This window comes from Melghiribacillus thermohalophilus (genome assembly GCF_004342905.1).
Taxonomy (GTDB): domain Bacteria; phylum Bacillota; class Bacilli; order Bacillales; family Alkalibacillaceae; genus Melghiribacillus; species Melghiribacillus thermohalophilus.
In genome coordinates, this window is the sequence record NZ_SMAN01000025.1 from 11,746 (window position 1) to 38,603 (window position 26,858).

The 26,858-nt window shown below is 43.7% G+C and carries 22 protein-coding genes; 3 read left to right on the forward strand and 19 right to left on the reverse strand.

Features of this window, described 5'->3' with window-relative positions; genetic code table 11:
- Positions 1-10: 10 nt before the first annotated feature.
- The 11 genes from EDD68_RS13560 to EDD68_RS15620 form a co-directional block, all read right to left on the reverse strand.
- A complete protein-coding gene (locus tag EDD68_RS13560; RefSeq protein ID WP_132372835.1) occupies positions 11-1,066 on the reverse strand; it encodes an ABC transporter permease in 1,056 nt (351 codons plus the stop codon).
- Positions 1,038-2,261, reverse strand: a complete 1,224-nt coding sequence (locus EDD68_RS13565) for an ABC transporter permease (RefSeq protein ID WP_132372836.1) — start codon at positions 2,259-2,261, stop codon at positions 1,038-1,040. Before EDD68_RS13565 ends, EDD68_RS13560 begins: the two co-directional genes overlap by 29 nt.
- A 21-nt stretch (positions 2,262-2,282) precedes the next feature.
- On the reverse strand, positions 2,283-3,821 hold the full coding sequence (locus EDD68_RS13570; RefSeq protein WP_132372837.1) for a DUF6583 family protein: 1,539 nt from the start codon (positions 3,819-3,821) through the stop codon (positions 2,283-2,285).
- A 427-nt stretch (positions 3,822-4,248) separates the two neighbouring features.
- A complete protein-coding gene (locus EDD68_RS13575; protein ID WP_132372838.1) occupies positions 4,249-5,499 on the reverse strand; it encodes an anti-sigma factor domain-containing protein in 1,251 nt (416 codons plus the stop codon).
- Positions 5,496-6,236, reverse strand: a complete 741-nt coding sequence (gene sigI / locus EDD68_RS13580) for an RNA polymerase sigma factor SigI (RefSeq protein WP_243646877.1) — start codon at positions 6,234-6,236, stop codon at positions 5,496-5,498. The genes EDD68_RS13575 and sigI overlap by 4 nt, the downstream gene beginning before the upstream one ends.
- Before the next feature lie 198 nt (positions 6,237-6,434).
- Complete coding sequence (locus EDD68_RS13585) at positions 6,435-7,262, reverse strand: S1C family serine protease (RefSeq protein WP_132372840.1); 828 nt, start codon at positions 7,260-7,262, stop codon at positions 6,435-6,437.
- Between the two features lie 24 nt (positions 7,263-7,286).
- Positions 7,287-9,320, reverse strand: a complete 2,034-nt coding sequence (locus EDD68_RS13590; RefSeq protein WP_132372841.1) for an ABC transporter ATP-binding protein — start codon at positions 9,318-9,320, stop codon at positions 7,287-7,289.
- A 2-nt stretch (positions 9,321-9,322) separates the two neighbouring features.
- Entirely contained in the window at positions 9,323-11,068 is a 1,746-nt protein-coding gene (locus tag EDD68_RS13595; RefSeq protein ID WP_132372842.1) for an ABC transporter ATP-binding protein, read from the reverse strand.
- Positions 11,069-11,182: 114 nt separating this feature from the next.
- On the reverse strand, positions 11,183-11,356 hold the full coding sequence (locus tag EDD68_RS15350; RefSeq protein WP_165902194.1) for a hypothetical protein: 174 nt from the start codon (positions 11,354-11,356) through the stop codon (positions 11,183-11,185).
- Positions 11,357-12,044: 688 nt separating this feature from the next.
- The gene (locus tag EDD68_RS13600; RefSeq protein WP_132372843.1) at positions 12,045-12,875 is read right to left on the reverse strand and encodes an aldo/keto reductase; all 831 of its coding nucleotides are present in this window, start codon (positions 12,873-12,875) and stop codon (positions 12,045-12,047) included.
- Positions 12,876-13,194: 319 nt separating this feature from the next.
- Positions 13,195-13,317, reverse strand: a complete 123-nt coding sequence (locus tag EDD68_RS15620; RefSeq protein ID WP_279388273.1) for a hypothetical protein — start codon at positions 13,315-13,317, stop codon at positions 13,195-13,197.
- A gap of 593 nt (positions 13,318-13,910) precedes the next feature.
- On the opposite strand from EDD68_RS15620, the gene EDD68_RS15355 reads away from it, so the two are divergent.
- The gene (locus EDD68_RS15355) at positions 13,911-14,081 is read left to right on the forward strand and encodes a hypothetical protein (protein ID WP_165902195.1); all 171 of its coding nucleotides are present in this window, start codon (positions 13,911-13,913) and stop codon (positions 14,079-14,081) included.
- Positions 14,082-14,154: 73 nt separating this feature from the next.
- Here the strand turns inward: EDD68_RS15355 and EDD68_RS13605 are convergent, their stop codons facing one another.
- The 5 genes from EDD68_RS13605 to EDD68_RS13625 all read right to left on the reverse strand — a co-directional run bounded on the left by EDD68_RS13605 (position 14,155) and on the right by EDD68_RS13625 (position 19,805).
- The gene (locus EDD68_RS13605) at positions 14,155-15,342 is read right to left on the reverse strand and encodes a quaternary amine ABC transporter ATP-binding protein (protein WP_132372844.1); all 1,188 of its coding nucleotides are present in this window, start codon (positions 15,340-15,342) and stop codon (positions 14,155-14,157) included.
- Positions 15,339-16,196 carry an ABC transporter permease gene (locus EDD68_RS13610; RefSeq protein ID WP_341540284.1) on the reverse strand — a complete coding sequence of 286 codons (858 nt, stop codon included), beginning with the start codon at positions 16,194-16,196 and terminating at the stop codon, positions 15,339-15,341. The genes EDD68_RS13605 and EDD68_RS13610 overlap by 4 nt, the downstream gene beginning before the upstream one ends.
- A 230-nt stretch (positions 16,197-16,426) precedes the next feature.
- Positions 16,427-17,428: an ABC transporter substrate-binding protein gene (locus EDD68_RS13615; RefSeq protein WP_132372846.1), complete on the reverse strand. Its 1,002-nt coding sequence runs from the start codon at positions 17,426-17,428 to the stop codon at positions 16,427-16,429.
- 784 nt (positions 17,429-18,212) lie between these two features.
- Positions 18,213-18,578: a hypothetical protein gene (locus tag EDD68_RS13620; RefSeq protein WP_132372847.1), complete on the reverse strand. Its 366-nt coding sequence runs from the start codon at positions 18,576-18,578 to the stop codon at positions 18,213-18,215.
- A gap of 144 nt (positions 18,579-18,722) precedes the next feature.
- The gene (locus tag EDD68_RS13625; RefSeq protein WP_132372848.1) at positions 18,723-19,805 is read right to left on the reverse strand and encodes an undecaprenyldiphospho-muramoylpentapeptide beta-N-acetylglucosaminyltransferase; all 1,083 of its coding nucleotides are present in this window, start codon (positions 19,803-19,805) and stop codon (positions 18,723-18,725) included.
- A 121-nt stretch (positions 19,806-19,926) separates the two neighbouring features.
- Here EDD68_RS13625 and EDD68_RS13630 point away from each other — a divergent pair, with 121 nt between their 5' ends.
- The gene (locus tag EDD68_RS13630) at positions 19,927-21,294 is read left to right on the forward strand and encodes an MATE family efflux transporter (protein ID WP_132372849.1); all 1,368 of its coding nucleotides are present in this window, start codon (positions 19,927-19,929) and stop codon (positions 21,292-21,294) included.
- A 146-nt stretch (positions 21,295-21,440) separates the two neighbouring features.
- On the opposite strand, the gene EDD68_RS13635 is transcribed toward EDD68_RS13630, so the two are convergent.
- From EDD68_RS13635 to safA, 3 genes are all read right to left on the reverse strand, one after another.
- On the reverse strand, positions 21,441-22,862 hold the full coding sequence (locus EDD68_RS13635; protein WP_132372850.1) for an aldehyde dehydrogenase family protein: 1,422 nt from the start codon (positions 22,860-22,862) through the stop codon (positions 21,441-21,443).
- Positions 22,863-22,935: 73 nt separating this feature from the next.
- Positions 22,936-24,780 (reverse strand): asparagine synthase (glutamine-hydrolyzing), encoded by a 1,845-nt coding sequence (asnB, locus tag EDD68_RS13640; protein ID WP_132372851.1) that lies wholly within the window; start codon positions 24,778-24,780, stop codon positions 22,936-22,938.
- 336 nt (positions 24,781-25,116) lie between these two features.
- Positions 25,117-25,740: a SafA/ExsA family spore coat assembly protein gene (gene safA, locus EDD68_RS13645; RefSeq protein ID WP_132372852.1), complete on the reverse strand. Its 624-nt coding sequence runs from the start codon at positions 25,738-25,740 to the stop codon at positions 25,117-25,119.
- Between the two features lie 183 nt (positions 25,741-25,923).
- On the opposite strand from safA, the gene EDD68_RS13650 reads away from it, so the two are divergent.
- Positions 25,924-26,691, forward strand: coding sequence for a DODA-type extradiol aromatic ring-opening family dioxygenase (locus tag EDD68_RS13650; RefSeq protein WP_132372853.1), 768 nt, complete (start codon positions 25,924-25,926; stop codon positions 26,689-26,691).
- Positions 26,692-26,858: the final 167 nt, after the last annotated feature.

The window sequence follows — 26,858 nt, forward strand, 5'->3', positions numbered from 1 at the left end:
ATTCCTCACTTTATTGGAACATCATTTCATAGAGCCAGGTATGGGGCAATAGCCGGTACCAGAACCCTTCCCCCCCTGATACGAGGTACAGGGAGGATAAAGAGAACGAAACCAGAGAAATCGTCAGAACAAACAGCACGAACCCGTTTCGCTTCTGAAACATAAATAAACCGGCAAATGTCACATACACAGCCGTTAGAAGAGGAATAATGGCTGCTAGTCCTTGCTGAAGTACGTTCATATCAATATGATCAAAAAAGAAATCAAGGACCAAAAGCCATATTCCCCAAAACAGGACAGCCAGGAGCGTAACACAGATCAACAGCGCTCCGTAAAAATTGAAGATATTTCCGCTCATCATTTCCAGACGGGAAATCATTTGATTTTTTCTCATTGGATATACAGGAAGCAAAGTCAGAGCAGCCATCATCCATACATACGTGAACCCGATTCCGGCAAGGCCGATGATCGACAGGGGGGTCGCTTTTTCAGGCTGTTTATTCTGGACCTGATAGGTCTGAAACTCCATCTGAAACAGGGGTTCAGGCTCCCAGTAGCTGTCAGCATGCTCATAATAAGTTTGCCATCTGGATGAATCGTTTTCTTGTTTCATAAGCTGAATGGTAGTAGCTGCTTTGCTATTAACCGCCAGACGCATCACTTCACTGGCTAGCTGCTCTTTTATAAATGTATCAAAAACAGATTTTTCGGACCGAATCCATTCAATAGTTTCTGTAAGATTCCCCTGCTGAATGTGTTCCTGAAAATTTCTGTTAATGACGAAAGCTCCTTCCAGATCCCCTTTTTGGATGGCAATGATGGCCTCTGTTCTAGTCATATCCTGGATTTTCAGACGCTCCTGGCCGGCGATCCTCTCCCTGACCTGGTTTGAATAACGAGAGTGATCCTCGTCAACCCAGCCAATCGGAATCTCGCTTTTGTTCAGTCCATTCAGGATCATCGGAGAAATCAGGAATAGAGCGAGAATTGGGCCGCCTGCTGAAAAAAGAATTTTCCATCTATTCACGATAGCCAGTTTAACCAGAAGGGAAAAATACGGAACCATATTTTCCCTCCTTTATTTTGCCATATCCGGCAGAAAGAACAAGCAGGATAAGTGCAAATAACGTGATCCAGGCCCAGTCCGTTAAAGGCCAGGAGTTATCTGTGATGATCGTTTCAAACGATTGGTATATCCAGGTCCAGGGAAGATATGGAGATAGTTGATTCATCCATTCCGGCAAATAAATTTCAGGGATCAAGATACCGCTCAATAAACTCCCTGTTGCAAAAAGGATTGCGTTTATCGTCATTTTCACACTCGGACTCGCTATGACGATATCGGTTAAAGACAGAATAGACGCCGTCGCCAGAGCCAGTCCTAAACAGGTCACAACTGCGGGAAGACTAATCAGCCACGGCATGGTGAAGACCTTTGACAGGAGCAGAGCAATCACCATAAGCTGCATACTAAAATAAGTAAGATACAGCAAAAACTGACTGAAAACATAAACCGCTGATCCGACATTCATGGCTATCAGGCGCTCCTGAATCGTGCAGTTAATGGTTCTATTGAAGATTGTCTGTAAAATCATGGAACTGATAATAAAACCAGTGAACATTAAAGCAATGACTCCATGCTGTATCCATCCGACAGTTGCACCAAGGGAAATTTTCTCGGTAAAAAACAATTGATCCCGGTTTAAAGCAAAAAGTGTAAACTGAATGATCACCTGCTGCAAAAGCTCACTTCTCTCCTCCCTAGAGTCTAATGCTTTGATATAGAGATGATAAACCGTATTCACACCGCTCTGGGCAGCTGAAATATAGCGGGCACCACTCTCCAGTAAAATGGTCACCATACTGGATGCGAGAGGTTTTTCAGAACTGGTCATCACATGAATAGGCCTGTTTTCTCCATGACGGAGATCATTCGTAAACCCTGGAGGGATGGTCACGATCGCTGCCGTACTCCCGTTCTCCATGGCTTTCCGTGCTTCCCCTTCAGTCATCGGAATCAGAGACAGAGATTCCCCGAGGGCACCTTCTTTTTGGAGTTGATCGAGCAGAGTCCTGGTTTCCGGAGATTGATCCTCATCAACTACTGCAACTTGAATCTGCTCTGTTTGTCCTTGAAAATATTGAAAAAAACCGACTCCTACAAGGCCTATTAAAACAAAAGGAAAAAACAAGATCATCAAAAAAAGGAGCGGCTGGTGCAAGATGTTTTTCCATCTGTATTTCAGCAATGTACCGATCACACCTGTCCACTCCTTTACATATTAAAATCCAAATCCGTCAAATAATGATTCATAATACTTCTCGATATTCCGGCTAATCTCAGTCATGATTTTCATTTCTTCTTCAGGTGATATATCTAACAGATCAACCGTTTCTCTGTCCTTTAATTCTGGCATATCAAGGTCATCGGTGAAGGTGATCTCGTTTTCCCCCTCAATGCTGATATCAGCATATCTTTCCAGGCCGAGCCCATCAATAAAAGACAGATTGAACCCAAGTTCCACGTTTCGGTTTGCCTGATCATGATCAACATCCACAGTCTGATTATAGTAGCCGCTGATATTTGGCGAGTCTCCAAGATCCTCTGACTCAATAACTAAATAAAAGTCCGTGTTTGTTTCATCGTCTAAATACATGGTCTCAGCCTGAAACGAGTATTGTTCACGCTCTGCATTCAAATCAGTATAGGTTACCTGTCTTTTCACCTTATAACCTTCTTCAAGCTTATATCTGTCTTCGGTATAGGAAAGGCGTTGAGCTAAATTATCAAAGAAGCCCATGAAAACAACCTTGAACCGATAGCCATCATCTTCGAGTTTTTCTGTCCCGATCAAGACTTCAAGTTCCGGAAGCCGAAACGACCGCAATTCTACCCAGTCATCTTTTATATACGCGGTATATTGTACACCATCAGGCATATCGAGGTTTTCTACATCACTGATAACTGCTTCGAAGAACTCCTTAATATATTTTTCTTCATCCGGGAACGTCGTCAAACTTATTAACAGGCGTTCATCCTTTTTAGCATGTTCCGCCAGATCCGTCAATATCTGCTTTGTTTCTTCCTCAGTAAGAGTAATTTCCACCGATTCATATGTATTTCCTTCAAATTCCTTTTCAGGATTAAAGGTGAAATGGTCATCCGTCAAATGGCTCGCAACAATTTCGAGATAATCTTCGGCCACTTGTCCCCATTCGCTCCAGGATAATTGGGTTTGCTGAAGTTCAACCAGATTAGGCATCTCTGTAATTTCCTGATACCCGATTTCCCCTTCCCATAATTTATCTAGTTGATCGTTTTCTAAAATAAAATATTTATCATACATCATAGGAATTTTCAGGGCGCTGATCTCTTTATTTTGATAGATCGACATATCCATTATATTTGCACCCTGGAGAAGCAATCCGATATTGATCATAGTTTCTTGATCATCTGGATTAAACAATTGTTCTGTCTCAAATGTTGATGCAAAAAGGAGACTTTTTATCAATCCATAATCTGGGAACTGACTCTGGGATTCTTCGTCTAGCGCAACATCTCCCTTAAAAACCCAACTCGTCTGGTGAGCCTGCTCCTTCATTCGCTCTTTCAAAAGGGTGACCTCATTTTTTAGATTGTAGTCAAACACTTCTTTAAACGTCTTTGCTTCCATCCTCATATATTGGACGGAAGGTTTTTGTCCGATGATATACTGATACGCAAATAGTGCGGATCCCCCTAAAGTTACAATGACTAGAGACAATACCATGGCCAAAAATCCTGCGTTTCGTTGTCTGGTTTGATCGTTTGAAAACCGCATCCTTTTTTCTCCTTCCCCCTATCTAGCTAAATACCCATTTATTATACTACATCGGCAAGATCATTCATGATGTTTATCAGAAATCTTTTCACAAAATTTCACTGATTCCTCCTTATGTCCGGGACAGACAAACGATTTTATTAAAAAACGAACTGATCAAACAGAGGCCGGGATAAAAAATGAAAGAACGGCCGAAAAGAGGAAAAAATCAATTACGTAGTCAAAATGCCTGAACTCCTGAGGGAACAGCGCGAACCGAAAATCCCTACAGACCGAATAAACGATCTGGAGAAAGTTGAGGCCGTGCCCGCGGAAGGCGAAACATTTTGACAAAACAAAAAGCCCGAACGAATTCATGTGATGATTGAATATAGTTCGGGCTTTTCATTGCCTTATGTGGTTTTGTCCCGGACCTTTACATTGATTTTTATTTCCTGTTCTCTTTTTTCTGTTGGCCGGGAGGCTCCTTTTTCTCCTTAAAAGGCTCCAGTGACTGAACATGGTCCTTCTGTTCTAGAGTTTTCTTTTGAAGTCCCGGCGGAAGATCTTTTATGAGACTTTCAATCTCTTCTTGATCCTCATCGATTTTCTCCTGGATGCCCGGGGGTAATTCTTCCATGATATCTTTTATGTTTTCTTCCGTATCGTCCTTTTTCTTTTCATTTCCGGACTGTTGATGGGAACCCTTTTCAGACTGATCGATTTCATTTGGCTGTTCAGACAAGTCACCGCCCTGCTTTCCTTTATTTCGGGTCATGTGATCTGCTTCTTTTTCCAATTTCTTTTGCAGGCCTGGAGGCCATTCCCCATCATCTAATTTTTTTTCCAGGCCAGGCGGTATTTCTTTCATGATCTCTTGATAAAAGTGTTCTACAATCACCCGTTCCTGGTCATCCAGATGATTAAAAATTTCATGGGTGATGATTTCCATGTCCTGTTCTTCAAGATTATGATCAGCAGGGCTTTCCGAAAGTTCTTCCTGTCCATCGGAATCATCATTTTCAGATTTGTTTTCTTTTTTCTGTATGTCTTCCACTATTTTTTCAGCCATGACATAATTCATGGACACCTTTTCTTCTTGCGCCTGCTTCCGGATCGTATCAGGTATTTCGATGGTTGCAATTGGCATCTCTTCCTCTTTTTCCTGTAGGAATGTCTGCAATTTTTCAGTAAGATCATTATTTCCATTATTCAAATAGCTGACCCCTATTAACACACTCTGTCCCTCCAACATCCCTTCTTTTCTGCTCGTTTCAATAATATGGAGGGTTACATGTTCCACATTTTGTCCTTTCCAGTCTGGAAGCATCGGGATCAGACGCTCTGCTGATTCATTTATCGGCGTCAATTCAAGAACATTGAGTTTTCTATTGACAGTGATTTCGATACTTGGATTGATATCAATGCTCACATAGGCAAAAGCTTTACTGGAGCTGTACCATGAATAGACCGGAAAAAGGGCAAGCAGCAGAACAGCCAGAGCAGCGATGATTCGTTTTTGGAAGAAAGTATGAAAAATGGACGGAACCACATGTGTTTTCGCTTCGAAGATCGGTTCAAATTGTATTTCTTCCCCGATATCACAGTCTAAATCAGGTTTTGCTTTATAAAACAAGCCGTCATGGGTCATCACAACCAGATACCTGGCCTTCTTCTCCATGACAATCCCCTTTTTCATACCTTCACCCCCTTTATGTACTCCTTCAAATAGATATAATCCTCACTTAGAATAATAAATATAGCTAAAATATATTTTCGGTTACGCTCCAGTGTTTTTTTGCTTACTTTTACATGTCTGGTCAGTTCTTTCATAGGGAGCCTTTTTTTTTGCTGAACATATTGTCTCAATGAAGGATTCTCAAAAATAATCCGGGCTACCTCCATTGCCGATTCTCTTGCATCCTGATGGCTGGGTGATCGTTCTATCAGTTCCTCAAAGGAAATCTTGTAAGATTTCAGTTTTTGGCGAAAATCGGATATTTCTTCCCGGCGATGCCAGGAATCGGCTTCCTGCTGGTAACGTTCCCTGGCAATTTTCACTTCATTTGGATTTTCCATTTGTTCTTCATCATGAACTTCCTCATCTAGAGAAACGGCTGCCGGATGGTTCTGCTCACTACGTAAATAATCAATAACTTTGCGCTTGACTACCAATTTCGCAAAGGATAAAAAAGAACTTCCTTTTTCGCTGGAAAAGGATTGAATCGCATCATTGAACGCCATTAGGCCGATGCTGAACTCATCATCTCTTTCCGGATCAATATACCTTTTACATACTTCGGAAACATTCTTGGCAATAAACGGCCGGTATTTTTCCAGGAGATGATGACGGGTTTGTTCGTCCCCCTTTTGAGCAGCTTTTACTTGCTCTTCCAGGAAGTTCTCCTTCCCCTTTTTGAAGAGACGCTTCACCAACCCTGACTCACCTCCAATTATTATAAAATTCGTACATAAAGGGGTTTTTGTGGGGAGTATAAACAAACATATTTCATTTCTATTACAAATAGATTTCGAATATGACAAAAACGTTGACATATCAAGGGTTTGAAGGGTTTTTCCATGTTGTCTATCATACTAAAGCCGATAAAAAGTTTCTAGAGTAAAAAATACCCATTACTCCGGATCGAAGTCCCTGCCTTCCTCTGTCTCTAAAAAATAGGAAATTGGAACTGCCAATCCGACCTTTCCATGTTCAGAGCTTCTTCTGGTTGCATAGACAACGCCGACCACTTTTCCGCTTTCAGTGATCACCGGGCTTCCGCTATTGCCGTGGTAGATAGGTGCCTTAAGCATCAGAACATCACCTTCCAGGGAAGATTCCGTATACCCGAGCACTTCCCCTTCATTGGCAATGCCAGTAAAAGCAAGGGGATTCCCAATAAAATAGATATGATCCCCCGGTTGAACATGCCGATCGTCTCCCAGGGTCAAATACGGGATGTTCTTTCCATCTATCTTTAATAATGCCAGGTCTATTTCAGGGTAAGCAGCCACAATCTCAGCACTAAATTGCCCCTGTTCAGGGACATTTACCCAGGTCCGTAAACCGTCTTCAATGACATGGTTATTTGTTAAGATATATCCGTCTTTTGAAATGGAAAATCCAGTTCCTTTTCCGTTTTCCGTTCGAACCGTCACAACCGACTGCTTATATTCCTGGATCTCCTCATTTCCACTGAGTTTTGCTGAAGTCGCCAGAAAATCTACCGCTGCCAGGTTAAGGAACTTTGGCAGTGCCGATAGGGCACTGAGAACCATAAACAAAGCAATGAGCCAAAACGCCCACCTGGGGAAGGGGCGTTTTGGCTTTTTCTCTTCCTTGTGTTGACGGAATGCTTTTCTCCGTTCTTCCTGAATCAATTCATACATTTCCTCTTCATCGATATCCTCATATAAATCTTTTTCATCTATGGTTTCAGGATAATCTTTTCGATCGGTCATAGCCCCGTTCTCCTTTTAGACATATCAAACCACTGCTTGATTTTTCAGCTGGCCCTGCTGCATTTTATACATCTGATAATAATTTCCCTGTTGCTGAATCAATTGGTCATGTGTTCCTTTTTCTATTATTTTACCACGTTCTAACACAAAAATTTGATCAGCCTGCTGAATCGTGGATAATCGGTGGGCAATGACAAGCGTCGTGCGTCCTTTCGTTAGTATTTTCAGGGCTTCCTGAATTAGTCCTTCTGTTTCGGTATCTATACTTGCAGTAGCTTCATCAAGGATGAGGATAGCCGGGTCAAAAGCAAGGGCCCTGGCAAAAGAAATCAGCTGACGCTGCCCTGCCGAGAACTCGCTTCCTTTTTCCTTAACTGGCTCATCATATTGGTTCGGCAGTTTTTCAATAAATGAATCCGCTCCGACAGCTTTTAACGCTGCAATCGCCTGCTCTCTGGTAATGGACGGATCATTCATTGTTACATTGGAGATAATGGTTCCTGTAAAAATGAACGGATCCTGCAAAACGATCCCAATATGTTTGCGGACCTGCTGTCTGGACAGGCTTTTTGTGTCCATACCGTCAATCATGATTTTGCCTTTTTGGGGGTCATAAAAACGGAATAACAGATTCATGACCGAACTTTTTCCAGACCCTGTATGACCCACAAAGGCAGCTGTCTGTCCAGGTTCAATTTTAAATGACATATCTTTCAAGACATAATCATCCTCTTCATAAGCAAACCAGACATGGTCAAAAACCACTTCTCCTTTATAGCGGGAAATTGATTCATCTTTTACTTCTTCCCCTTCCTGATCCATCAGTTCAAACACTCTGGACCCGGCCACCCGGGCCTGTTCCAGCTGTGGAAGCTGGCTGATCATCTGATTCATCGGTTCAAATAAGCGGGTCAGATAGTCTACAAAGGCATAGAGGACACCAACTGAAACAATACCTGTTCCATTCAGGGACATCCCGCCAAAATACCAGATGAATGCGACAAAAGCCAAATTTCGGATCACATTGACGAGGTTAAAGGACGTCAGGGCATTTAACGTATTCATTTTAATCTGATACGTGTAATGCCTGTGGTTCAATGTTTCGAATTCATCCTCAATGGATTTCGTGCGGCGAAAAGCCTGAATGATGGGCATCCCCTGAATCGCTTCATTAATAAACCCATTGATATCACTGACCGTGGAACGAATGACTCTGTTAAATTTGCCAGCATACACCTTATACCATTTCATCCATATGACCATAATCGGAATTACAAGCAGGGTGACGGCCGCCAGCCGAATATCCAATAAAAACAGAGCAAAGAAAATTCCTGACATATAAATCATTCCGGAAGCAAAAGTCTCCAGTACCTTTACATACAGTTCCCGAATAGCTTCTGTATCATTAGTTACCCGGGCCACAATTTTCCCAGCCGGCCGGTTAACAAAATAAGAGATCGGCAGCCGCTGGATGTGGCCAAACACATCATCGCGCATTTGCTTAATAATCCGGTTGGAAGATACCTGCAGTAAATAGGTTTTTAAATACTGGAAAACGGATGCAATGACGATGAGCCCCATATACAACACAAGCAACCAGATAATCGGCTGTACTTCAGGGCTAAAAAAGCGGTATAAAGCACCGAGGGTCAATTTTTCACCGGCAACTGTCCATGTCTGTTCCGGAGTTTGAATGACAACAGCCCCTTCATTGTTAAGCGAGCGATTACCGGTCAGGGGAACTTCTTCCTCTATCAGATAGTAACTTCGCTCTGCCTGCAGAAGGGTTACCTTCCGAATCACCTCATCTTGCTCACTCAGCCGGTCAGCCCGTTTAAACAAACGACCCTGATATTCCACCGTTTGGTTGTCATCATCCTGAACTTCCATCCAGTGATTTTCAATTCCGACTATATGTTCATCAATAAGCCGTTTAGCAATAAATGGACCTGTCAGTTCCAGGGCTACCGCTAAAAGCAAACAGAATAACCCGAAAAAGATCATTTTTTTGTTGCGCATCGCATATTGTACCAGCCGTTTTTCTGTTGAAGGTTTCATCGTCATTCACCTCCCCCTTCCATTTTCTGAATGTCATACTGGGTTTTATACCAGCCGTTTTTCTTCATTAGTTCTTCATGGGTTCCGTGCTCGACCACGATTCCATTTTCAAAAACGAGGATTTGATCGGCGTGCTCCACCGCTGAAAGACGGTGTGCCGCAATCAGGGTCGTTTTACCCTTTCGCTCCTGTTTCAAATGGGAAATAATCTTTGCCTCTGTTTTTCCGTCAACAGCTGACAGAGCATCGTCCAGGATCAGAATTTCTGGATCCATTAATAGGGCTCTTGCCAGAGAAACCCGCTGTTTTTGCCCGCCTGATAACGTAACTCCACTTTCACCTACAACGGTATCCAGCCCTTCAGGCAAATTTTCAATGTCTTTCGTCAGCGATGCTGAATCCAGAACCTGTTTGATTTCCTCGTCTGATTTTGGACCGCAGCCAAACAGCAGATTTTCTCTTACCGTTTTAGAAAACAGGATGTGTTCCTGAGGTACATAACCGATCCATGATCTCGTTTGATCAAGTGAAAGTTCCTGAATGGGAACCCCATTAATCTGAATCTCACCCTTTTCCGGTGCCGGATATTCCCGCAAAAGCTGTCTGAATAAAGTTGTTTTCCCGGCACCTGTTTTCCCGACAATTCCTATCGTTTCTCCGCGATGGATGTTGAGATTGACGTGTTGTATCACCCAATTGTCGGACTCAGGATATCGGAAAGAAACATTTTTGTATTCGATTACTTCTGGTAATTTGACTTCTTTCGGAAGATCCGGGTCTTTCACGTCCGGCTTCTGGCTGAAAATCTTGTATACCCGGTCCAGGGATGCATTTCCTCTCTGCATCACATTGATCAGCTCTCCAGCGGCAAACATCGGCCAGATCAGCATGCCCAGATAAACATTAAAGGATACTAACTCACCAAGGGTGATTTCGTTCCTGGCTACCAGATATGAACCGTAACCGAGGCCTATCGTATACGCCAGCCCTACAAGAATTTTGATTGTCGGTTCAAATAATGCATCCATTTTGGCGACGTCAACATTTTTTTGAAACACATCTTCCGTTTTTTCACCAAACCGTCTCTGGTCCTGTTTTTCCTGCACAAACGCCCGAATGACCCGAACCCCCTTGATCGATTCCAGGACATCATTGTTCAGGTCACTGAATGCCGACTGGGCTTTCGTAAATCGTTTGTGAATGGCTTTTCCATATTTATTCATCAGCACCGCCATTATGGGCAAGGGAATCAGGGCTGCCAGGGTTAACTTCCAGTTGATCGTGAACACCATAACCCCGATAATCAGCATCATAAAAATGGTGGAATCCACTAAGGTCAGGATTCCGAACCCGGCTGTCATCATAATCGCTTTTAAATCGTTTGTTGCTCGTGCCATTAAGTCCCCTGTCCGGTTGCGTCCATAAAACGCGGGTGTCATTTTTAAAAAGTGGCGCATCAGTTTTGTGCGGATCTTTTTCTCAAGAAGAATGGCACCGCCAAACAGGGTATAGTCCCAGTAAAACATAATGGCATACCCGCCTATGATTAACATGCCGTAGAATAATAGAATCTCGGTGAGGCGCTCCGGTGTTAATTGCTGATACTGGATTTCATCTATGGTCATCCCCACAATTTTTGGGGGGAGCACATCAATGATACTCGCAATGATTAATGCTGTCACTGCCAATAAATAACGCAGCCATTGTTCTTTAAAAAACCAGGATAACTTTTTAAAAACCGATAACATTTCTGTCAGCTCCCTTACTCGTTTTCTTTATCATTTGTCAGCCACCTTCTGTCCTCTTCTTGATTGTCAACCATATGTGTGTTTTGAATGTCATTACAATCCCTCCGAAACCATTTATTTTTTAGATATATGAATCAGTACGAGCCGCGGACTCAATTGAATAAAGTATTCTCCGCGGACATGAAACAAATGAATGAAAGTAGCAATCAGTACGCCTATCATTGCCAGCATAAAGTGAATACATTGCTTCAAAAAAAGCATCAGTAGTTTTGCTATTGTTTTATACACGTTCTTCCAGCTCCTTGTCGTTCTTCTTCCTCTGTCGTCAGCCGCCTTCTAACCTTTTCTCAATGTATTGCCATAAACTTTTAGAATAAATCATGCTCACATTCCTCCCTCTGATTTTTAGTCATAAAAAATACGCATACGTTCGTGGACGCATGCGCATATAAAAAAGGCCACGAACATATACGTGGCCCCTGTTAACAATCGTAATCAAAAGAATATACGCCAAAAGGGTAGAGTATCCCTTAGAAGATACACTCGGCGCGGGAGGCCACGAATTGAATATGAGATTGTACCGTCTGTACGTTCCATACACGATCTTGAATTCCAGCAATCATGACGTTTTTCATTGTTCGTGACCTCCTTTCGAAAATTTTTTATTTGCCTGTAAATTATACCTTTACATTTTCCTGGGGTCAATAGCATTTGTGAAAATTTTTACCAGAAGGCAAAATCATTTTGTCAAAATGAAATGTTTCATCAGGCTGACTGTAGTGCAAGAAGGGATCTTATAAATTCATCAAACTGAATGTCTGGCCCGTTATCCTCACAATGAGCAAACAACAAAAACAGGTGGACGTATCCACTTCATCCAGTGTACAGTTCTGATGCCGCGCATTGCCGTACCGAGAAGGGCATCACCATAACAGCCCTGCCTTCCTTTATGGACAACAGGGGAAGTCAGGGGACTTTATACATCGTAATTGAATTCATCTGGGTGTGGACCGACCCGCTTATCTTGATTTAAACCGTCAAGCGCCTTCATTTCTTCTTCGGTTAGTTCAAAGTCAAAAATATCTGCATTTTCCTTCTGGCGTTGTACATGGGTGGATTTTGGAATTGTTACAACCCCATGTTGAACATCCCAGCGAAGCATAATTTGTGCTGGTGTTTTTCCGTATTTTTGTGAAAGTTCCTGTAAAACAGGATCACCGAAATATTTTCCTCTGGCCAGCGGGGACCAGGCTTCCAGCAGAATTTGATGTTCGTTACAAAAATTAAGCAGATCCTTTTGAAACAGCTGCGGATGAAATTCTACCTGATTAACCATTGGTTTGATTTCAGCTTCCTGAAACAGGTCCTCCAGGTGGTGAATTAAAAAGTTGCTCACACCAATCGCGCGGACTTTTTTCTGTTCATAAAGGTGTTCCAGTGCTTTCCACGTTTCTTTATATTTTCCTGGTACAGGCCAGTGAACAAGATAAAGATCCACATAATCCATCCCAAGTTTTTCCAGACTTTTTTCAAAGGTTTTTAATGTCAAGTCATACCCCTGATGGGTGTTCCATATTTTTGTAGTGACAAAAATTTCTTCACGGGGAATGCCGCTTTCTTTTATGGCCTGCCCAACCCCCTCCTCATTATCATAAAACTGGGCGGTATCAATGCTGCGGTAACCGATTTCCAGGGCGGATTTTACCGCATTGACAACCTCCTGGTCATTTTTCATTTTGTACACCCCAAGACCAACCCAGGGCATCTTGACTCCGTTATGTAGGGTGGCTTTGCTTTCTAAATTCATCTCCCATTCTCCTTTCCATGCCTTTCTGTATGTATCATCTTACCGAAAAAAATAGTCGATAAGCAAACAAAATATATTGTTCGTTCAGCATTTCTAAACAGTTGTGTCAGACGGATGTGCAGGGGCGCGCTAACGGATCAAAAATTTGTGCTGACGGCCCAGGGTGATGCCGCTACGGCCCAAAGAACAGCGCTAACGGCCCATAGAACAACGCTGATGACCCAAACTAGTGCCGCGAACGCCCATAGAACAGCGCTAACGGCCCAAACTAGTGCCGCTACGGCCCAAAGGATTGCGCTGATGGCCCAGGGTGGTGCCGCTACGGCCCAAAGAACAGCGCTAACGGCCCAGGGTGAGTGGGCGATGGCCCAAAGAACAGCGCTGACGGCCCAAGGGGGTGCTGCGATGGCCCATAGAACAGCGCTGACGGCCCATAGAACAACGCTGATGACCCAAACTAGTGCCGCGAACGCCCATAGAACAGCGCTAACGGCCCAAACTAGTGCCGCGACCGCCCAAAGGATTGCGCTGATGGCCCAGGGTGGTGCCGCTACGGCCCAAAGAACAGCGCTAACGGCCCAGGGTGAGTGCGCGATGGCCCAAAGAACAGCGCTGACGGCCCAAGGGGGTGCTGCGATGGCCCATAGAACAGCGCTGACGGCCCAGGGTGGTGCCGCTACGGCCCAAAGAACAGCGCTGATAGCCCAGGGTGGTGCCGCTACGGCCCAAAGAACAGCGCTGACGGCCCAGGGTGAGTGCGCGATGGCCCAAAGAACAGCGCTGATAGCCCAGGGTGGTGCTGCGATGGCCCAAAGAACAGCGCTAACGGCCCAAAGAACAGCGCTGACGGCCCAAACTAGTGCCGCGAACGCCCAAAGGATTGCGCTGACGGCCCAGGGTGGTGCTGCGATGGCCCAAAGAACATCGCTGACGGCCCAGGGTGGTGCTGCGATGGCCCAAAGAACATCGCTGACGGCCCAGGGTGGTGCCGCTACGGCCCAAAGAACAGCGCTGATAGCCCAGGGTGAGTGCGCGATGGCCCAAAGAACAGCGCTAACGGCCCAGGGTGAGTGGGCGATGGCCCAAAGAACAGCGCTGACGGCCCAAGGGGGTGCTGCGATGGCCCAAAGAACAGCGCTGACGGCCCAGGAAATTGTGTTGACTGCCAAAAGTGGTGCTACAGCCCCATCCAAAACCAAAATGTAAAAAACCAGTCATGATACACATGACTGGTTTTTTACATTCCTCAAAAGAGTGTCATGATTAGCTCCTTCTTTTCTTAGTCCGTATCTTCTGCTGCCAGACTGGATAAGACGTGTACCCTTAATATAATTCCTTCCAGACGATTGTCATCATTCACAACTGCTATCGGAAACCTGGATTCCAGTGCTTTTGGAATTAGATCTTGAATATATTCACTTCTATCTGCAACTGACACATCTGGTTTAATGACATCCTGAATCGTTTTCTTTTGCTTAATTCCATTAATGGCATCATCAATAGTAACAATGCCCTGAAGGTGACGCTGACGGTCCACCACGAATACACTGGAAAGACCGTTTTCTTCCATTTCCTTCACAGCAACTTTCAGTCCATCCTTTAATGAAACTAGAGCGTTTGGCTTGATCATAATGCTTTCAGCCTGAAGTACTTTGGAGCGGTCGATGTCTTTAATAAATTCAGATATATAGTCGTTTGCCGGCTTTTCAAGAATTTCTTCTGGTGTCCCGACCTGGACGACCTTTCCGTCTTTCATGACCGCAACCCGATCACCGATTTTAAACGCCTCATTGATATCATGGGTAATGAAGACAATCGTTTTTTTCAACCGTTCCTGAATATCTAACAGTTCCAGTTGCATTTCACGGCGAATCAGTGGATCAAGGGCGCTGAAGGGTTCATCCATTAAAAGTATATCAGGATCATTGGCCAGAGCCCGTGCCAGTCCGACACGCTGCTGCATACCTCCGGACAATTCATCCGGATACTTATCTTCCCAGCCTTTTAGTCCTACAACTTCAAGGTTTTCCCGGGCAATTTTTTCCCGCTCTTCTTTCGGTACACCACGAATCTCCAGTCCATATTCCACATTACCTAAAACAGTCCGGTGACTGAATAGACCAAAATGCTGAAAAACCATAGCAATTTTGTTTTGTCGGAACTGTTTCAGGGCCTGAGTGTTGTATTCCACAATGTTTTCGTCATCCACATAAATCGCACCCGTAGTCGGTTTGTTTAACAGATTAAAACAGCGGATTAGCGTTGATTTTCCACTCCCGGACAGTCCCATGATGACGAAAATTTCGCCTTCCTGGATATCAAACGAAGCATCATAAACCCCTACTGTATGCCCTGTTTTCTCTAAAATCTCATCTTTGGACATGCCATCTTCAATCATAGGAATGACCGTTTTTGGTTTTGGTCCAAAAATTTTGGATACGTGATCAACTTTTATTTTTGTCGTCATGAAACATTCCCCCTATGGGCCTGGAAACGCTCAGCAATTCCAGCTGTTACCCGATCAATGATGATCGCCAGGAATACAATACTGATTCCTGCTTCAAATCCCAGTGAAATGTCAATGTGATTAATGGCAATCAGTACCTGTTTCCCAAGACCTTCCGCACCAACCATGGAACCAATAACAGCCATGGCAAGTGCCATCATGGTTGTCTGGTTAATTCCGGCCATAATCGTTGATAAAGCCTGTGGCAACTGAACCTTAACAAGCATCTGCATCCGTGATGAACCAAAGGATTCTGCGGATTCAATTACTTCCTGATCTACATTTCGAATTCCCAGTTCGGTTAGGCGAATGACAGGAGGCACTGCGTAAATAATCGTGGCAATCACCGCAGGAATATTGCCGATTGGAAAAAAGAAAATTACCGGAATCAAATAAACGAAGCTGGGCATCGTTTGCATGGCATCCAATATTGGACGCATGACCACAGAAAAACCTTTGCTTAGTGCCATTAAAATCCCCGTCGGTATTCCAATAATCAAGGATGCCAGTACGGAAACAAGCACAATGGATAATGTCGTCATCATCTCTTCCCACATGCCAAATGTACCTACGAGAAAGATAAAAGCAGCATATAATACGCCGGAAAACGGGCTTTTAAACCGCCATCCCAGCAAAAAAATCAAAAGCAGAAAAACCCACCACGGAATATAAAGCAGAAATTGTTCAAATCCATTAATCGATCGAGATGAAATCAGAAAGATAAAATCGAAAAACGGTTCTAAATTTTCGTCGAGAAAATCAATAAAGGCCTTGACATAATCACCAATGGTTGTTGTAATATCTGGAAAATCCATCATAAACCTAATGGCTGAACATCAGCCGTTTCACCTCTCTTGAATTTTCATAAAATTTTCAAATTAACACACGTACCGACAAGCCATATTGAAAAAAGGGCCGTTTTTCCTTATCGTCTTGTTCTCTTGCCGTATTCACTGCCTTTCTGACCCTGATCCATTACATGAAAACATTTACATACGAAAAAACAACAGCTGGCCCAGTGTGACCAGCTGTTCATTTTTCTGTCTTACAATGCTTCTTTTACTTTTTCAGCCACATCTTCAGGTACCCACTGGGTCCAGATATCTTCATGCTGTTTCATCCACCAGATGGCAGCTTCTTCAGTGGATGTTTCGTTCTCCTGCAAATACTTCAAAGCCTTTTCGGTCAGTTCTGTACTTGTTTTGTAATTTTCAAGAAAGTCTACCACTTCTGGTGCCTGGTCTGGAAAATCTTTATGGACTGCTACAGTCACCTTGTTTGGTGGAAATTCTGTTCCCCGGTTTTCTTCCCAGATTTCAGGATCATACGGTTCGTCTTCCAGAAGCGTCAAATCATATAAAGCGGTTACCCATGTTGGAGACCAGTAATAGCCAACCCATGGCTTCCCGTCTTTGTAAGCAGATGCCAGCGATGATACAAGAGCTGAGTCAGATCCCGGGCTAATGTAATTGTATTGTTCATCCAGTCCATATGTTTCTATTTTGGTAGATAGAATCTCATCAACTGCCCAGCCAGTCGGTGCACCTACAATACGGCCCTTGTCTGGCTCTTCAGGGTCCTCAAATAAGTCCGCATAGTCTGCCAGATCCTTTACCGTTTTTAGGTCTGGTGCGACTGGCTCAATTCCACGTTCGGCATCTCCCTCAATGACATAAGTTGGGACGTATAGTCCCTGGGCGTTATCATCAAAGTTGGTAGATACTTCTACAATATCTCCTTCGTCCATTGCCTCCTGATAGGCTTCTTTAATGTTATCGGTCCATACTTCCATATATACCTGGATATCGCCTTCGCGGAGGGATGTGAACGTGACCGGCGTAGAACCAGTGATCACTTCGGTGTCATATCCGTAACCTTCTTCGATAATGGTTTGGGAAATTGCATTATGAATGTTAATGCTGTCCCAGCCCGCATCAGCAAATTTGATGGTTTCGATGCTGTCTGCCCCTCCATTTTCATCTCCACCACCGCATGCTGTCAGAGCAAACATGAAAATGAGAAAAACGGTTGCAACTAATTTTTTCATATGAATAATAAACTCCTTTCATTTTTACCAAAAACGTTGAAAACGACATCGTGTTTCGGGCAAAACAATGATTCGAGAAAAACAATGGCAGTTGAGGACACTGGGGATTGATTATGAATCCACAACATTCCGGGAGATATTTGAAGGCTATACGTGGAACCGGACAAACTGATTCTTTATATACGCCAATCAATATTTTACCGCAAGGTTTTACTTATTCACAAAAGGGATAAAAGACAATATTGCTAGATTAATCATGATATTTCTAGATGAATCAGCATTAGTTCCGATTCTTATTTATTTCGTTACATATTCGACAGATTATTCAACTTTCGTAGACATTTGTGCGGAAATTAAAACGTTTAAGTAAAATAAGGTCTGGAAAAGTTGGGGATCCTCTTTGCATGAAATGTATGCCGCCAGCCCAGCATCTTAAAGCAACCAATCGATAGAGGAGGAACCAGGGACGTTTTCCCGCAAATAACCCATTTAAATGCATTTATAAAAGCGAAAAGTCTGTAACACACGAACAACGATCCATTTAAATTTACCGACGAATTTCCAAAAATACCATGATATATTCCCCTGGCCGTCGTACAAAGGGTTATGCTAACATTCCATTTATGGATTGAACAATCAATATAAGGGGATGTATACACTAGCCCCCTTCCACTGGTCTGACTGAAACGGAAATGAATGTTCGTTCTTCCACCTGATTGCTGATGAATTTGACTGTACAAAAAAACCCGCTCCATGGCGAGTTTGAAGTAAATGTTTCAACACGTTATCGATCTCCAGGGGAATCATTTTTATCCTCAATGAATTTTGGCAACTTCTTTTCATATTTAAAATAAGAAACCATCCGCTGAAGTACGGGGTAGGCTGCCAGAACACCGATCAGATCGCCGATTCCCTGCAGTGTATCTGTAAAAAGCATCCATAAGGCTAGCAGTCCCATTAGTGCTGCCGTTATATTTCCCGTGATCCCGTTGACCGGTTTCCATAATTTCCACTGGGAGTTGGCTTCCTCTTCTATCTCCTCATAGCAAAGGTAATGAAAGGGACGAATTTGGAATTTGTTCGATGCTGTTATGAGTTCGTCCTGATCCCGGATCTGTTTATGACAATAATGACAAATCACATCTTCCATTTGATTATCCCCCTACACAACTCTATGTTTATATCTATTATAAAGAAAACCGTATTCAAAAGAAAACGCTCTATCTGGGATACCTTACCATGGTGAACGATCCCTGAAGCTCCATCATGTCCCCGTGAAAACATATGCGCGATCTCATTTCCCTGCTTCCGTCTTAATCAGTTGAATGACCTTTTCCTTCGCCTGTTGGCTCTGGCCGCTCTGTTTCATCTTTTGAATGATTTCATCTTTCTGTTCGAAAAGTTTATGAATTTCTGAAACAAATCGTTCTTCTGTCAGTTCTTCTTCCTCCAGAACCCGGGCAAATCCCTGTTTTTCAAAGGAACGGGCATTTAAAATTTGATCTCCCCGGCTTGCTTCCCGGGATAATGGAATAAGCAGCATCGGTTTTTTTAGGGCCAAAAACTCATAAATGGAGTTCGCTCCTGCTCTGGACACAACCAGATCCGTAATGGCGAGAAGGTCTTTTAGCTCATCTGTAACATATTCAAACTGCGCATAGCCATATCTTCTAAAATTCCGAGCCACTTTCCCCTTTCCGCATATATGAATGATATGAAAAGAGTCCAGCAATGAATCCAGGTTTTTTCGAACCACACTATTGATCTTTTCTGAACCTGTGCTCCCTCCCATCACGAGCATCACAGGTTTGCTATTCGTACACTCACAGAGTCGATAGCCCACTTCCCTGTCACCTTTAAATAGATCGTCACGAATAACCGCACCAATCCATTCGGCTTTATCTTTCGGAAAATCGTTTCTCGTTTCCGGAAAAGTAACAAGCACCTTTCTGGCAAAAGGAGCTGCCAGTTTATTTGCAAGCCCGGGGGTGAGATCAGACTCATGGATGAGAGCCGGAATCCGGCAAAGTTTAGAAGCCGTTACAACAGGAACAGCTACAAATCCCCCCTTTGAAAAGACAACCTGTGGCCTTATTTTTTTTAACAGCCTATAAGATTGCAGCGTCCCTTTAAGCACCCGGAAAGGATCTTTAAAGTTTTCCCTGTCAAAATACCTGCGGAGCTTCCCGGTAGATATCCCATGGTAGGTAACCCCTTTGATCGGTTCAATTAATTCCCGTTCAATGCCCTGATAGGAGCCGATATAGTGAACTTCCCATCCTTCACTCAGAAATTCTGGAATTAATGCGAGATTGACCACAACATGCCCGGCGGTTCCTCCTCCGGTAAATACGATCGTTTTTTTAGGTTTTGCCACATTCTTTCGCTCCTTCTTCTGTCATCGATGATTAAAATCCGTTATAATGAATTTTGTTATCAACATATATCATCTTCTCCCTTCTATCCTAAAAGAAAAACATAAGAAAGGGAAGTGCCGGATGTATCCTGCGAAAACGCTGGCGGAAAAAATAAAGCTGTTCACAACGATTTTAATCCCGATTTTAATTACCCAGATTGGCATGTATGCCATGAATTTTTTTGATACGGTTATGTCCGGCCGTGCCGGGGCTCATGATCTTGCCGGTGTTGCGATTGGGTCCAGCATCTGGGTTCCTGTTTTTACAGGAATTAACGGGATTTTAATCGCCCTTTCTCCGATCGTGGCCCAATTAATGGGGGCTAATAAGAAGGAAGACGTCCCGGAAGTCATCAGGCAGGCCATCTATTTATCCATTCTGCTGGCAGGGGTCGTGATGGTCGCCGGGTTCTTTTTACTTGATTTTATTTTGTCGCAAATGGATTTGGAAACAGGCGTACGTGACATTGCCCGCCATTATTTAATGGCATTAGGAGCCGGCATGATCCCGTTATTTATATATAACACCCTCAGGAGCTTTATAGATGCCCTGGGACAGACCCGAGTATCCATGATGATTACGCTCATGGCACTGCCGGTAAACGTATTGCTCAACTACATTTTTATATTTGGAAAATTCGGTGCGCCTGCACTGGGAGGAATCGGTGCGGGAATTGCTTCTTCTCTCACCTATTTGTTTGCCATGATCCTGTCCATCTACATGATTTCCAGACATCGTCCGTTTGCAAGGTTTCACATATTTACCATGTGGAAATCTCCTTCCATTTCCGCGTGGTGGGAGCAGCTGAAAATCGGCGTTCCCATTGGATTTGCGATTTTCTTTGAAACTAGTATTTTTGCGGCTGTAACCCTGTTCATAAGTGTCTATGATACCGTCACCATTGCTGCTCATCAGGCTGCGATTAATTTTGCCAGCTTATTATACATGATGCCTTTAAGTATTTCTATGGCACTTACCATCGCGGTAGGCTTTGAAGCAGGCGGAAACCGGTTCGGGGATGCCAGACAATACGGGTACATTGGAATTACCATTGCCGTCGTATTTGCCGTTATTGGGGGAGCAGGAATATTTGTTTTTGATGACCAAATTGCTGCCCTTTACAGCAATGACATTTCAGTGATTGAACTGACGAAACAATTTCTGTGGTTTGCGATTTTCTTTCAGCTTTCCGATGCATTTGGTGCACCGATACAGGGAGCACTCCGGGGTTATAAAGATGTCCATGTCACTTTGCTGATGGCTTTTGTATCTTACTGGGTGATTGGCCTGCCGAGCGGATTTGCAATAGCCCGTCTTACGGACATCGGCCCATTTGGCTACTGGATCGGCCTGATCACAGGGCTTGCGGCAGGAGCTATTACCCTGTTCTTTAGACTGATGTATATTCAAAAACGAAAAGTCAGACAAATCGGGTTAGAAGAAGGATAAAACCATCCAGTCAGCCTTATAAGTTTATGAAATGTTCAATTGGCTGCAGACCGTTAAAAAAATGAACCGCCAGCACCTGGCTGGCGGTTACCATGTAATATGATGTGTGTACAATGGAACAGACACTGTTTGTCGGGTTGATCCACTTAGAGATTCAGTACAATCAATTTTTCATGGGTCATCTCTTCGATACTGTATTTCGGTCCTTCCTTTCCCCAGCCGCTGTTTTTGATTCCGCCATAAGGCATGAGATCCACCCGGAACTGAGAACCATCATTGATCATCATGCCGCCAACATCGATTTTTCTTGCCGCATAAAAAGCTTTATCTATATTTTTCGTGAAAATGCCGCCTTGAAGCCCATAATTCGATTCATTAATCTCCTTAATGCACACGTCGAGATCACGGTAAGGAATAAACGTAACCACTGGAGCGAATATTTCCTGACAGACGACCTGCATATCCTTCTTTACATGGGTAAGCACGGTTGGCTCAAATAAGGCTCCATCTCGCTTCCCACCGAAAAGTACTGTTGCACCTTCCTTCTTGGCCTCTTCTATCCATTCTTCTGCCCGCATGGCTTCTTTTTCACTAATCATCGGGCCAACATCAGTCCGGTCATCATAGGGATCTCCCACATGGAGTTCTTTTGTTGCCTCAATAAACTCCGTTGTAAATTCGTTAAAAATGTTTTCATGTACATAGAGACGCTGAACAGAAATACACACTTGACCGGCAAAAGCAAAACTTTGAATAGCCGTGGTCCGGGCAGCTTTCTTCAGGTCAGCTTCCTCATCTACAATCACCGGAGAATTGTTTCCGAGTTCAAGAATCAGTTTGTTCATACCTGTTTGCTGTTTCAGTTTTAAACCAACTTCTGCACTGCCTGTAAAGGTATAGAGCTGAATGCGTTCATCATCCATTAAATACTGACCAACGGTAGAACCGGATCCTGTCACGACATTGAGCAGACCGGCTGGCAGGCCTGCTTCATGGAACAGTTCTGCCAGTTTCAGGGATGAAACCGGTGTCGTACTCGCAGGCTTTAGCACGACTGCATTTCCTGCAGCCAGTGCCGGCCCGATTTTATGGCAGACTAGATTAACGGGAAAATTAAAAGGGCTAATGGCCCCTACCACTCCGACCGGTACCCGTATCGTAAAGGCCATCCGGTTTTCTGCCCCGGGCGAAGCTTCAACCGGAATGCCTTCCCCGTGAATCCGTTTCGCTTCTTCAGCTGAAATTTTCAAAGTTTGGACAGCCCGGTCAATTTCTCCCCTGGCCTGTTTAATCGGTTTTCCCGCTTCAGCTGTAATGACCCGGGCAAATTCTTCTTTTCGTTCCTTTAACAGCTCACTCACCTGGTTTAAAATCTCGAAACGTTCATAAGGAGATAAGGCATGCCGATGAAAAGCCTGTTCAGCGCTGGATACCGCTTTTTCTACATCTTCTTTGCTTGCTCTGGCTACTTTTGCAAATACTTCCTGATGGTATTTGTTCAACACCTCCATCGTTTCGGTTGCTTTTTTCCACTCTCCATTGATCCACAATCCATATTGCTGTACCATGGCGACAACTCCTTTTTAGGGTATGTTACTACCATTTTATCTACCCCGCTTTCGCCGTTCAATTGTTTCAGTTTTACTCGCTTACGGTCACGTTGTATTCCCTTAACCAGTAATCGATTTGACAGAGATGAGCAATGAGCTGTGGGCCTGTCATTAACTGCCCAAACCATGGTTCTGTGAGTGCTTTCCCTTCTGTGCGAACCAGTTCTTCGGCCTGATTTTTTTGGACAAATTGAAAAAGAGGAGATTCCCGGTCCTCAAGAATCGTTTCCATCCACTGGACCACCCTTTTCGTATAATCGGGCTGATAGGTTTTGGGATACGGGCTTTTCTTCCTGTACACAATTTTCTCCGGCAAAAGGGGCTCCAGGGCTTTACGCAAAATCCCCTTTTCCCTTCCATTATACATTTTCATTTCCCAGGGAATATTCCATACATATTCGACCAGACGGTGATCCGCAAAGGGTACCCTCACCTCCAGGCTTGCCCCCATACTCATCCGGTCTTTTCGCTCTAACAGCTGGGCCATGAACCACTGCATATTGAGATAAAATAATTCCCTGCGCTTCTGGTTCTTTTCTGTTTCTCCATCCAGAAGTGGAGTTTCTTCGATGGTTTCCTGATATCGGCTCTGTACATATTCCTTCAGGTTAAGTTTTTGCTGCCACTCTGGTTCAAGAAGATCTATTCTCGACTGAAGGGATCTCATCCACGGGAAACCGGCATCACTGGTTAAGTCCGGATGACGAAACCACGGGTACCCCCCAAATATTTCATCGGCACATTCCCCGGAAAGACTGACCGTTGAATGCTGTTTAATTCGTCGGCAAAACCAGAGGAGAGAAGAATCTATATCAGCCATACCGGGAAAATCCCGCAAAACAACCGCTTCCTTTAAATCATCTGCCAGTTCCTGTTCATTGATCCGTTCATAATGGTGAGTGGTCGAAAAAGTTTCTGCCATCAATTCAATAAAAGGCTGATCCCTTGAAGGTAAATAATCATTGGTCTGAAAATATTTTTCATTTCCATGGTAGTCAATGGAAAAGGTATGAAGGGTCTGCCCCTTCTTTTGGAAATGTTTAGCTGCAATGGCTGTAATCGCACTCGAATCAAGCCCCCCGGACAGGAAAGTAGAGAGAGGCACATCAGCCACCAGCTGGCGCTCAACTGTATCCATAAATAGAAAGCGCAAATGCTCTACTGTACTCCTGAATGATTCTTTATGTTCTTCGCTATTTACATTCCAGTATCGCCATATTTTAAGACCACTTTTTGAAAACACAAGGGCATGGGCTGGCCGTACTTCTTGAATGTCCTTAAATATCCCATGACCGGGGGTTCTCGCTGGAGCTAATCCAAAAATTTCTGCTAAACCTGTTCGGCTTACTTCAGATTTGACACTGGGATGCTTAAGCAACGCTTTTATTTCTGATCCAAATAAAAAAAGTCCCTTTTTATGCATATAAAATAACGGTTTGACGCCAAGTCTGTCCCTGGCCATAAACAGTTTTTCCTCATCATGATCCCAGATTCCAAATGCATATATCCCATTGAGATAATGGACACAATTTTCTCTCCATTCCATATAGGAAGTAAGCAAAACTTCCGTATCTGACGCGGTTTTAAATGAATAGCCCTTTCTATTCAGTTGTGCGCGCAGCTCATCCGTGTTATATAATTCTCCATTGTATACGATGGTATAGGTTTTATGTTGTTCCGTTTTTGACATGGGCTGTCTGCCCCCTTGTGGGTCCACAACCGCAAGCCGGGTGTGACCAAAAGCCACCTGAGAATGAAACCAGACATTTTTTTCATCTGGCCCTCTTTTTAAAAGGGTATCGGTCATTTGATTCAGCACGAAAACTTCATTATCCATATGTTTTTCCCAGTTAACCCATCCCGTTATTCCGCACACAGTGATTCATCCTTTCATGAATTGGTCATAAAAAATATGGTATGCGAAAGTGTTTTCAGGTGTGTCTGATGCATAGGAAAACCTGGGGACGAGAAAAGTAGATCAGCTTTCATCTTTGATGGAGGGAAGGAGCCAGTACCACTAAACAACAAAACAAGCTTAAGGGATAGCGGGCTAAAGGACAGACGGCGACTGGTGGAGGACTCCAGGGAGGTTTCCGCCTCAAGGTCAAAAGGATGAAGACTGAGCTGGATTAATCCAAAATGATCCTTATCCACCGATTGTTTTATTTGCTAAAAAATGAAAGAAAACCGGCGCAATGCCGGTTTTCTTTCATCATTTTTGAATAAACATCTGGGTCCAGTAGTGTCCGTAGCTTCCACCTTTTGCATACCCTACACCGATATGGGTCATGTTTGGATCCAGTATATTCTGACGGTGACCTGAACTGTTCATCCAGGCCTGAACCACCTGCCCTGGAGTACGCTGACCCGCAGCAATGTTCTCCGCCGCCCGGCGATAGGAAATATTAAAGTTTTTCATCATTGTAAAAGGAGAACCATATGTCGGTGACTGGTGAGAAAAATATCCCTGATCCCGCATGTCAGCTGACTTGTAGCGAGCAACCCGTGCCAGCTGCCAGTCTAGTTGCAGGGGCTTAAGTCCCCGTTTTGTCCGTTCCTCATTCGTCAGATCCACGACCTGCCGTTCAATGGACTTGACTTCCGTTATTAATGGCACATATACTTTATCGCCAGGATAGATCAGGTCTGGATTTTCAAATTGTGGATTGGCATCGATGATTTCCGATAATCCGATCTGATATCTCTGGGATATTTTCCAGAGGCTATCCCCGGGTTGAACGGTATAGGTTGCGGTGGTCTGGGCAGATACATGTACATGATGTATAAAGGAAAAAAGGATTAAAAGGGATCCAAATGCTGTGAGTATTTTTTTCATCTTTATCTCGCTCCTTTCTAGATCATGAATAGTTTGTCTCAAATGTAAAAAAATACACAAAAAAAATTAACCATTTGAAGGTGAGAAAGGAGCGAACCATTTCCAAAGCCTCGAAATCAAATAGTTTGACTTTAAATTATTTCTTTGTTTACAGTAAAGAAAAGAAAATAAGCAGGTGATGACATGAAATCTGTATTTATCAGTCACGGGGCTCCGACAATAGCACTGGAACAGAATGAATTTACCCGGACTCTTCAACGATTTGGTGCTACATATAAACCTGAGGCGATTCTGATTTTCAGTGCCCACTATGAACGGCCTTCATTACATATCACCTATACTGATGAACCATATGAAACCATCCATGATTTCGGGGGATTCTCTGAGCATTTGTATCAGTTAACTTATCCAGCCAGAGGTTCAAAAAAAATAGCGGATCAGATCGTGGAGGCATTCAAGGCCCATCAGATTCCTGTAAAAAAGGATGGATTGACAGGGCTGGATCATGGCAGCTGGACCGTATTGAAACATTTATACCCGGAAGCAAACATTCCCGTGATCCAACTGTCGGTCAACCCTTTTCTCAATTTTAAAAAACAATATGAAACTGGACATGCCTTATCAGAACTTCATGATCAGAACTATCTGGTCGTCGGAAGCGGGGCCACCGTACACAATCTTCGTCTGCTTGAATGGGAAAAGCAAACCCCGGATGAATGGGCAGTAGAGTTTGATGACTGGCTGCTTGACCGATTGAAACTGCACCATACGGAGAAATTATTCCGGCTGATGGAACTGGCTCCGTATGCCAGCCGGGCCGTTCCTCGCGCCGAGCATTTTGTTCCCATTCTTCTTGCTTTTGGAGCAGCTGGAGAATCATCCAGACCCGAGGTACTCCATCGCCATTATGAATTTGGAAATCTGAGCTATCTGTTTGTTGAATTTTGCTGACTAAAGGAAAGATGTTGTCTCAAATCAGGGAGGTGCCAGTGGCCACAAAAAGGATAATATCCATAAAAAGAGAAAAAAAACTTAAACGGCACAACTAACACAATAAATTAGTTGTGCCTTTTCCATTTCTCTTCAATAGTGTTTAAATATTCATTTGGCTCTTTTTT